Source organism: Arthrobacter sp. GMC3 (assembly GCF_002929305.1).
GTDB lineage: Bacteria > Actinomycetota > Actinomycetes > Actinomycetales > Micrococcaceae > Specibacter.
In genome coordinates this window covers 1-8,241 of record NZ_PJIO01000028.1, presented here as the reverse complement: position 1 = coordinate 8,241, position 8,241 = coordinate 1, and the positions used below count along the sequence as shown (strand labels likewise).

The 8,241-nt window shown below is 54.2% G+C and carries 9 protein-coding genes; all 9 read right to left on the bottom strand.

What is annotated here, in order from left to right; translation table 11 throughout:
- Nucleotides 1-140 precede the first annotated feature (140 nt).
- Nucleotides 141-737, bottom strand: a complete 597-nt coding sequence (locus tag CXQ94_RS23445; RefSeq protein ID WP_000148265.1) for a phage baseplate assembly protein V — start codon at nucleotides 735-737, stop codon at nucleotides 141-143.
- Nucleotides 734-1,888, bottom strand: a complete 1,155-nt coding sequence (locus tag CXQ94_RS23440) for a phage late control D family protein (RefSeq protein WP_000808006.1) — start codon at nucleotides 1,886-1,888, stop codon at nucleotides 734-736. The genes CXQ94_RS23445 and CXQ94_RS23440 overlap by 4 nt, the downstream gene beginning before the upstream one ends.
- Nucleotides 1,876-2,088 (bottom strand): tail protein X, encoded by a 213-nt coding sequence (locus CXQ94_RS23435; RefSeq protein WP_000478224.1) that lies wholly within the window; start codon nucleotides 2,086-2,088, stop codon nucleotides 1,876-1,878. The genes CXQ94_RS23440 and CXQ94_RS23435 overlap by 13 nt, the downstream gene beginning before the upstream one ends.
- The gene (locus CXQ94_RS23430; RefSeq protein ID WP_021552084.1) at nucleotides 2,088-2,972 is read right to left on the bottom strand and encodes a phage tail protein; all 885 of its coding nucleotides are present in this window, start codon (nucleotides 2,970-2,972) and stop codon (nucleotides 2,088-2,090) included. Before CXQ94_RS23430 ends, CXQ94_RS23435 begins: the two co-directional genes overlap by 1 nt.
- Entirely contained in the window at nucleotides 2,972-5,923 is a 2,952-nt protein-coding gene (locus CXQ94_RS23425; RefSeq protein WP_104092543.1) for a phage tail tape measure protein, read from the bottom strand. Before CXQ94_RS23425 ends, CXQ94_RS23430 begins: the two co-directional genes overlap by 1 nt.
- A gap of 157 nt (nucleotides 5,924-6,080) precedes the next feature.
- The gene (locus CXQ94_RS23420) at nucleotides 6,081-6,416 is read right to left on the bottom strand and encodes a phage tail assembly protein (protein ID WP_001513982.1); all 336 of its coding nucleotides are present in this window, start codon (nucleotides 6,414-6,416) and stop codon (nucleotides 6,081-6,083) included.
- A 97-nt stretch (nucleotides 6,417-6,513) separates the two neighbouring features.
- The gene (locus CXQ94_RS23415; RefSeq protein ID WP_000110119.1) at nucleotides 6,514-6,795 is read right to left on the bottom strand and encodes a hypothetical protein; all 282 of its coding nucleotides are present in this window, start codon (nucleotides 6,793-6,795) and stop codon (nucleotides 6,514-6,516) included.
- Between the two features lie 2 nt (nucleotides 6,796-6,797).
- Nucleotides 6,798-7,319, bottom strand: coding sequence for a phage major tail tube protein (locus CXQ94_RS23410; protein WP_000034294.1), 522 nt, complete (start codon nucleotides 7,317-7,319; stop codon nucleotides 6,798-6,800).
- A partial coding sequence (locus CXQ94_RS23405) for a phage tail sheath subtilisin-like domain-containing protein (RefSeq protein ID WP_181034351.1) occupies nucleotides 7,319-8,241 on the bottom strand: 923 nt, incomplete at its 5' end. The genes CXQ94_RS23410 and CXQ94_RS23405, both read right to left, overlap by 1 nt.

The window sequence follows — 8,241 nt, the reverse complement described above, 5'->3', positions numbered from 1 at the left end:
TGGTCCTGCCGGATATCATCCAGCCCCCGGACAATTTCGCCGGGAGCCTGCAGGTCTGGTTGCCAGAATACTGGGGTTGTTTTCATGGGGGCAGTATTGCCCCCGTGCGGGAACGCTGATATTAAAGGCGTTTAAAAAGCTCAGTGGGAGTGGTGGCTGGAGTTTTCGCCATCAGACAACATACTGCCCGTGGCATGGGCATTCCCTTTAATCTCGATATTGCCATGGATGGTCGCGGTAACACCTTCACCACCAGAACCCGCCATGCCTCCTTCGTAAATCAGCTTACCCCTGACACGCAGATCTCCGGTAAGTTCGGTTTCCGGTGCGTCAATCGTGGCTTTCTGTGTTTTCAATACCACATCAGCACCACACTCAATGACAATATGCTCAATGCCGCCCCGGATGATCAGAGTGTGCGTCTTCCGGTTGTAGCTGTACTCTGCACCATCAGCAAACCGGGTTCCCCGGATATTTTTGTCACTGAACGGTGGTTTATCGACGTCTGAATACACCGCGCCCAGAATAACACCATCCTCGCCGTTGGCATCGAGCAGCACCTCAACCTGCTCCCCCACGTCAGGGAGCCAGTAATCTTTGTTATCCTGGGTATTGCGCTGCAGCACGTTAAGCCAGTTTGTGCGCAGGTTATCGCATTCAGGCAGACGAACGCGGGCCTGAACCCTGTCGGCATCAACGGCACTGACCGTACCGACCTGACGAGTGACACCAGTCATTTTTTCTTCTCCTTAATCACCGTCGATGTACTGCCATCCGGGTGATAAACCGTGAGTTTCTGAGTTTTTTGTTTTTTCCCTCTTGTGACTGGCCCCCGTGCCACTTCCAGCTCTGTGGTGTAGCCGCTGTTACGGTCAAACGCATGGCGGGCAGTGGTTATGAGCCATGGCCCGGATAACTGCCCAAAACCCACCAGTTCAATTTTGTTGCCTGCTGTCAGTTGAGGTGTTCCCGTCAGCGTCAGGGAGCCGTTCTGCTGGTATTCGTTATGTCTGGCCAGTGCTGAATCCGCTTTAATCCGGGCACTGTCCGGGTCGCTGACGCGGCTGTTAACTTTAAGTGAGTCAGCGCTGGTAACCTTACCACCTTTGAGCTTTTTGTCGCTTTCACGGGTACCACCATCAGCTTCGTAGACGATCAGTTTTTTACTGCTGCTTTTCTGGTGTTTTACCTTTGCAGATTTATAGACCCGGTTGATGGTGTCACGCAGGGAAAAGCGGGCCACATCCTGCGGTTTTAACTGCCTGACCGGCTCCTGACTGCGCAGTGTGGCCAGATGAGAAAAAATCAGCTGGTCACTGACCACTTTCACTGCATAACCATACTCGCTGGCCAGCCGGCGCAGAAAACCCACGTCGGTTTCAGCATACTGGGTCACCCGGTCGATTCTGATGGACTCAATGCTGCCCACCAGTTTCAGTCGGTGCTTTCTGGCAATCCGCCCCGCAACAGCTGCCAGCGTGGTGTTCTCAAAACCACGACTGGTTTTAGTCCGCAGGGCACTGTTAACCGAGGTGGCCACCCCACGGATAGAAACAACGGAAGCGGGCGAACTCACTTCGATCTCGTCTATAGAGAACGTACCGCAGGACAGCAGCTTCTCGCCCTGATAGCCCATTTTCAGCGTCAGCGTGTCACCCTTGCCCGGATACCACTTATCCAGCCAGCGGCCATCGGTGTCGTCCAGCTCCACCTCAATGGTATCGGACTCATTTTTGATGTTATCGCTCCAGGTCACACGGGTGACATAAGGCGCGATATCAGAGGTGATGTTTTTCTGCAGATACCACAGAGTGAACACCGGTGTCAGCACATCGCTGACGCCGGTTAACGCTGATGTGACTTGCGCAGTGCTGTTTATCTCAGCCATGGGGCAATATCCTCTTCTGTACGGGCTTCTTCAGCCTCAATCACCGGGATCAGTAACAACAGCCCGGAGGGCAGCACCGGCGTGATGGCCACGTGCGGATTGGCGGCAATAATCCGGGGATAGCCCAGCGGGTCACCGTAGTACTGCCATGCCAGCGAATCCCAGCGCTCTCCGTCACGGGTAACATGTTCAAGAAACATCACACACTCCTCGTCAGTATTCTGGCGGCCATTGCACTTAATCCCGGAGACATGCGGTTGAATGCTGTGCCGGCGGCGTTAAGCTGCCCGGAAACGGTATCCAGAGCACCTGCAATATTTCTTTTGTCCACACCACTCAGCGCAGACTGTGCCTGCTGTACATACGTGGCTGCTTCGCTGGCTGTTCTGGCCAGACTGATGGCATCGGGCATGGATTCAGAGAGTGCGTTAAACGCCGGAACACTTTTCCCCAGAGCCCCGGAGATATTACCCAGTCCGCTCATCAGCCCCGGCACACGGGTCAGTGCGACAACGGGGTTATCCTTCATTTTCTGTGTCACCCGAACGGCGCTGATAGTGGTCTGGAGTACAGACTGCGCCTGTTTCGCATAGTTGACGCCGTTGCGGATGAACTGCGCCACCCCTGAAGGTGAAGGAATGGCACCGGAGACCGCCCCGACACCCGGGAGCTTCGTGCGTATTGCCGGTGGTTGCAGAGGATTTTTCGGATCACCGGTGTATTCCCGGAGAGACACGGTGGCACTGACAGCCAGCACGTTACCGGTGCTGTCTGTCTGCTCGCTGGTTGCGGTCACATCGGTAATCACGAACCAGCCACGATAGTCACCGTTGCCGAAGACCAGCGCCAGTGCCTGATGGGCTTTCATGGCTGTTCGCAGTCTCGCCAGCTCCACATCGGGTACACAATAATGCTGATGGAAGACCAGACTTATCTGGATTTCGTCCAGCCTGTCGCCGACGAACTGCAGGCCAGGCTTACCCCCGATGCGGGCATGCTCCGCATAATCGACGCCGAACGTGGCCTCGAAGCCGTCCCAGTAGGTAATCAGCTCAAACTCAATATCACCCAGTACGGCAAACATCAGCGGTACTCCTTACGTTGTTTCTGAGCCAGCAGACGCTCCAGCATTTTTTCCAGCTCATGCAGACTCATATTCAGGGCACCAGTCAGTCCTGCAGGCGCTGTGGTTTCCCTGCCATTGAGGAAAAACTGAGGATTAAAGCTGACCTGGATACCACCAGACGTTCCACCGCCGGTTGCAGTTGCACCACGGCCTGAATATCCGGCAGCCAGGATTTCAGGCGAGGGGATACGGGGAACATCCGGTGTCATCTCATTTGCCAGACGTTGCCCTGGTAAAATCGATGCCCGGGTGGAGAGCGGAATAGCGGGCATGGAAGACAAACTATTGATTACGGCTCCGATCGCATTTTTAGCAGACGACATAAACCCATTGATATCGGGCAACGGCATACTGAAGCGAACACCTGAAGTGTTATCCCGTATTTCTGGCCCCTGAATGCTCACGGGCATTTTGGGGAGCAGTTCACTGGCCATTCGCTGCCCGGCCAGAGCTGCAAGCGGAGTGGTCCGCTGCAGGCCAATGGCGGCCCCCTGCGCGATATTGTCACCAAAGCCCATAAACACGCGGCTCGGCGAATGAATGCCCAGCTTTTCGCTGAACCAGCCACTGATGCTGTCACCCATTCCGGTTACACTGGATTTGAGCGACCCCCATTTGTTTTTGATACCGTTAATCAGACCATCGACAAGATGGCCACCGAAGTCGGTAAACTTTGCCGGCAGATCAACACCAAGATATTTCAGCGCAGCTGCAAAGGCTTTATAGAGCAGACCTGCCGGCGACCAGTTAATCAGCAGCTTACCAGTTCCCGCGATACCGCCGTTAAAGGCTTCCTGAATGTCAGCCCAGCACTGTTTAAACCAGCTACTGATGCTGTCACCCATTCCGGTTACACTGGATTTGAGCGACCCCCATTTGTTTTTGATACCGTTAATCAGACCGTCGATAAGATGGCCACCGAAGTCGGTGAACTTTGCCGGCAGAGCAACGCCGAAATATTTCAGCGCAGCCGCAAAGGCTTTATAGAGCAGGCCTGCCGGCGACCAGTTAATCAGCAACTTACCAATTCCCACAATGCCGCCGTTAAAGGCTTCCTGAATGTCTGCCCAGCGCTGTTTAAACCAGCCACTGACTGCCCCCCAGTTGCGGTAGATAAGGTAAGCTGCTGCCGCGACAGCGGTGATAACGAGACCGATGGGATTCATCATCAGCGCACGTCCAATCCAGAGAACAGCACGTCCGGCGAGCATAATTCCGCGAACCAGCCCCCCGGAGAGCACGCCACTCAGTGTTCTGGCTCCTCTGGCGACGGCGCTAAATCCGGTCACCAGCCAGCGGAGCTTACCGCCTTGCCCCAGTGCGAGCGACAGACGAAGCCAGTTGCCCCGAAGTAAAACAGCATTTTTCCAGACACTTACAAAGGGGGAAATAAGGAGATTCAGCCCCAGTTTGAGACCAACAGTCGCTATCTTAATCGCAAGGAGCGCACTGATGAGCTTAAAAGCCCCACTGACAAATTGCGGGTGAGTCGCTACCCAGTGTTTTGCCCCCTGAATGAGTGGAAGCAGTTCCTGAGTCAAAGAAATAAAAGATGGAGCTAATTGATCGCCCAGCGTAATTGCCAGATCGCGACTGCTGACCATAAGTGTTTTAGTGGCTTCAAGGGGAGATTTCAGCCGCTGATCATAAGCACTGGCAAGCAAATCGTTATCCGCAGCCCTGAGAGCACCGGCACGGATCTCTCGATATCTGTCCATGTTGGCCAGCATCGGGCGGATAAATGCCATGACCTGCATATCCGCGAACATATCGCCCAGACCAAAGTTTTTCGCCAGAGCCTGAAGTGCCTCATCTCTTGCCGTATCATTCTTTATTTTCATGGCTGATTTGAAGCCGGCCAGCGCTTCGGGGCTTTTGGCATTGAGGTAACGTTCTATAACACTCAACATCCCTTCAATCGGAGAGATCCCCGCAGCTTTATAACTCGCAATAGATCCCTGCAAATCAATACCCAGATCAGCAAACTGTTTCTGAGTATCGCGGGCAAAAATTTTGGTAAGAAAGTTTTTAAAATTATTGGCTGCTTCGTCGGTGGAACCTGCACCGATTTTTGCTATCTGGAGACTGGCCCCGATTTCAGCAACAGCTTCTTTTCCACTGGCAATACCCGCCATCATTGGGGCCAGGGACTGCATCCACTTGACCTGATCCGGGATTTCAAATGACCCCTGGTCACCGGCATAAGCCATAATATTCTGAACGGCACCAAAATCTCTGGCCGCACCTTTCAGGGAGTTTTGCCAGACTGCGGCCACTTTTGCCCAGTCCTGAGCAGACGTGCGTGTTGCCGTTGCCGCGCGGGCAATATCCGGCATCAGAAAACCGATATCTGACACATTATCAATATTGTCGCTGATGAGTGAACCCACCGCCTCCTGCAGCTCATCCTGATACTGATTGTATTTAAGCGCCCAGCCTTTTATCTGTCCGGCAAGTGCATCCCGCGTTTTATTGTCATATTTTGCGGTGATCGACATATCAATCATTTTGTCCTGAAAAGACATGGACTGCTGAACGGCAGGGGAAACCGTATGATAAACAGTCTGTGCCATGCCATACGCTTCAATCCCCTGACCATACAGCGCCATGCGGTTAGCTTTCAGCGCATCACTGGTAGCGGATGCCGCTGACAGACGGCGCTGCTGGCGCTCAATTTGCTCCATGGTGCGGCTTACCCGCAGCAGCTCGCTGTTGAGATGCTGCATCCGGGAAGAACCCAGTTGACCATAACGTTCTGTTGCACGGGTTAAAGCGTTCTGACGTTCCTGCAGGCGGCGTGAGGTATCGCTCAGGGAATCAAGCGCACGGCGGGTACCGCTCATTGCAGAACGGAATGTGCTGCCAATCATCCCGCCGATAACAACGCCGACTGAAAACTGTCCCGACATAGTGGTTAACCTCCGGGGAAGGTGAAAAGACGTGAGGGGATAACGCAGAACAGCCGCTACTGGCGGCTGTCTGTACTATGATTTGTCGCCGTACTCGCTTTTTATTTGCTCTTCAGCCTGCTCCAGCCACATCTCCAGATCGTCAGTATCGAGGGCATCAATCTCCCCCGGCTGAAACCGGAACCATCTCGCCAGCAGCCCCTGCGCCTGCGTCAGCGCCCTGGTTGCTCTCACCCATCCCCGTGATGAGCTGAAATCGTTTCTGTAACTGCAGGTAATCAGCCAGATCCATATTGTCGAGATCTTCCGGGAGAAGACCAGTACTGCGGGCAATCAGCGGTTCGTCCCAGTCTGCCGGGTTTTTGCTGATTTTGCGCACCTGCTTCAGGTCTTTTACCGTCAGGCGTTTCAGTTCAACCTGCTCAATTCTGGTGCCTGCAGCAGTGGTGAAGGGATAAGACAATTTAAAAGTATCGGATGGGGTCTGTGACATGATTGTGCTCCTGTGTAAGTTCAGGGCAGTATGTCGGGAGAAGCGCGTGACGGATATTAAAGGAGATTAAGAAGAAGGGGCCGGAGCCCCTGTGATGTCAGCAAGTGCGAAACCCCTTGCAGTTACGCAGGAAAGCGATGAGAAGCGTCTTTCCCTCAGATTTGCCGGTGCCGGAGAACCAGTGGTCGGGAGGCTCCCATGCTTCAATCAAATCCGCCAGTTTGCGGGCCTTTGAACGTGTGCAGTCAATCGGGTCATTGGTTTTACGGGTATTAAAAAGGGTTTCCACCCCCGGAATATCAAGGAGGGTAAACCACGTACCATTTGACATGCCCAGTGCCGCACATCGTCTTCCTTTATCCGTCAGTTCAACACTCATCGTCAGCCCCCGATATTGATACGGTAGTCAGTCAGTTGATCAACACCGCCGACCCGGAAGATGTTGGCCAGATAGTCCAGTTGCAGCAGCTCTTCACCATCCAGTACCTGTCTGATATACGTGCAGGTGAAGCTACTGGAGAACTCGGCGTTCTCGTGCTGTTTGAACGTCCCCAGCGGGTTCTTCTTGAACATAATCGTCAGGAAGGTGACCAGCGGGATTTCGTCAATCAGCCCCTGCGAGCTGTAGCGCTGGACGCTGGAACGACACTGCAGTGCCAGCGACCTGTACGGGTTCGCGGCAGACAGCATCGCATCGCGGTAAAAGCTGTTCCATTTGATTTCGCCTTCCAGTTTGTCAAAACCAGCCGGGAGTTCCACCTTACCCACCATCCCCAGCGCCTTGTGTTCCTGCATAATCATGGAGACATCGGGGAGTTTAACTTCCTCAGCCCGTCCCAGCAGGTTAGTACCATCCAGATAGATGTTGGCATTCGTGATGCGGTTTATCTCAATCTTTGACATCAGTTGCCCCCTTTCAGGGTTAACAGGTATTCCGAGGTGATCTCAGTCTCAAACGTCAGTCGCTCCAGCGGCGGTGGTGGCGTATATTTGTAGCTCAGCAACAGGTGCCCGGCGGCCAGCTCCGTCTCCGGATTGCGGGCCGGATCAAACCAGCAACGGAAGCCCAGTACCGCACCATCACCAGTCATTTTGCGACCGTAGGCGTTGACCGACTCCGTCAGTGCATCAATCAGCGCCTGAGTAATCGGCATGTCGATGTACTGCTGGCTGAAATAACGAATGGACTCGTTGATCACATCACCGGTGCGGCGAACGTTCTCAAAGTTACGCATATGGGTGACCGTTGGCCATGCTGCCGTCCGGTTACCCCACAGACGAAGGCCGCTGCCGTAACTGCTGAATACCGTGGTGATCCCCTGTTCGTTAAGCAGGTTTACCTCACTCTGCGGGTCATCAATCATCGCGGACAGCTGGCGCTCCACGCCGGTGATCCCCAGAATCTCCTGATTGGAGGATGACCACCAGTAGCCCTTGTCCAGATCGACTCTGGCACGCAGACCTGCTGCACGCTGGCTGAGCGGCTCCAGACGCTCTGTGTTTGTCACCGGGTCATATACCTTCACATGCGGATAGCACAGACGGACGCGGTCGGAGCTGGTATTGAAGTTGATGGTGCCTTCCGGGCCACGACCTGCCAGAGCCTGTGCAAAGGTGGTACCGACAGGCGCATCAATGTAGGTTACCGCGCCCAGCTTCTCTGCCATGGCGATAAGCTCAACTGCGACACTCTTCTGGGTGCAGAACACCGGCGCAATCAGAATTTTGGCGAAATAGCCGTACAGGTTGAAGCTGTCGTTAAGCAGCTTCATGCCGGTTCGGTTTCCGGCGCTGTTCACCCCGCCGATGATATCCGGCAGGACCA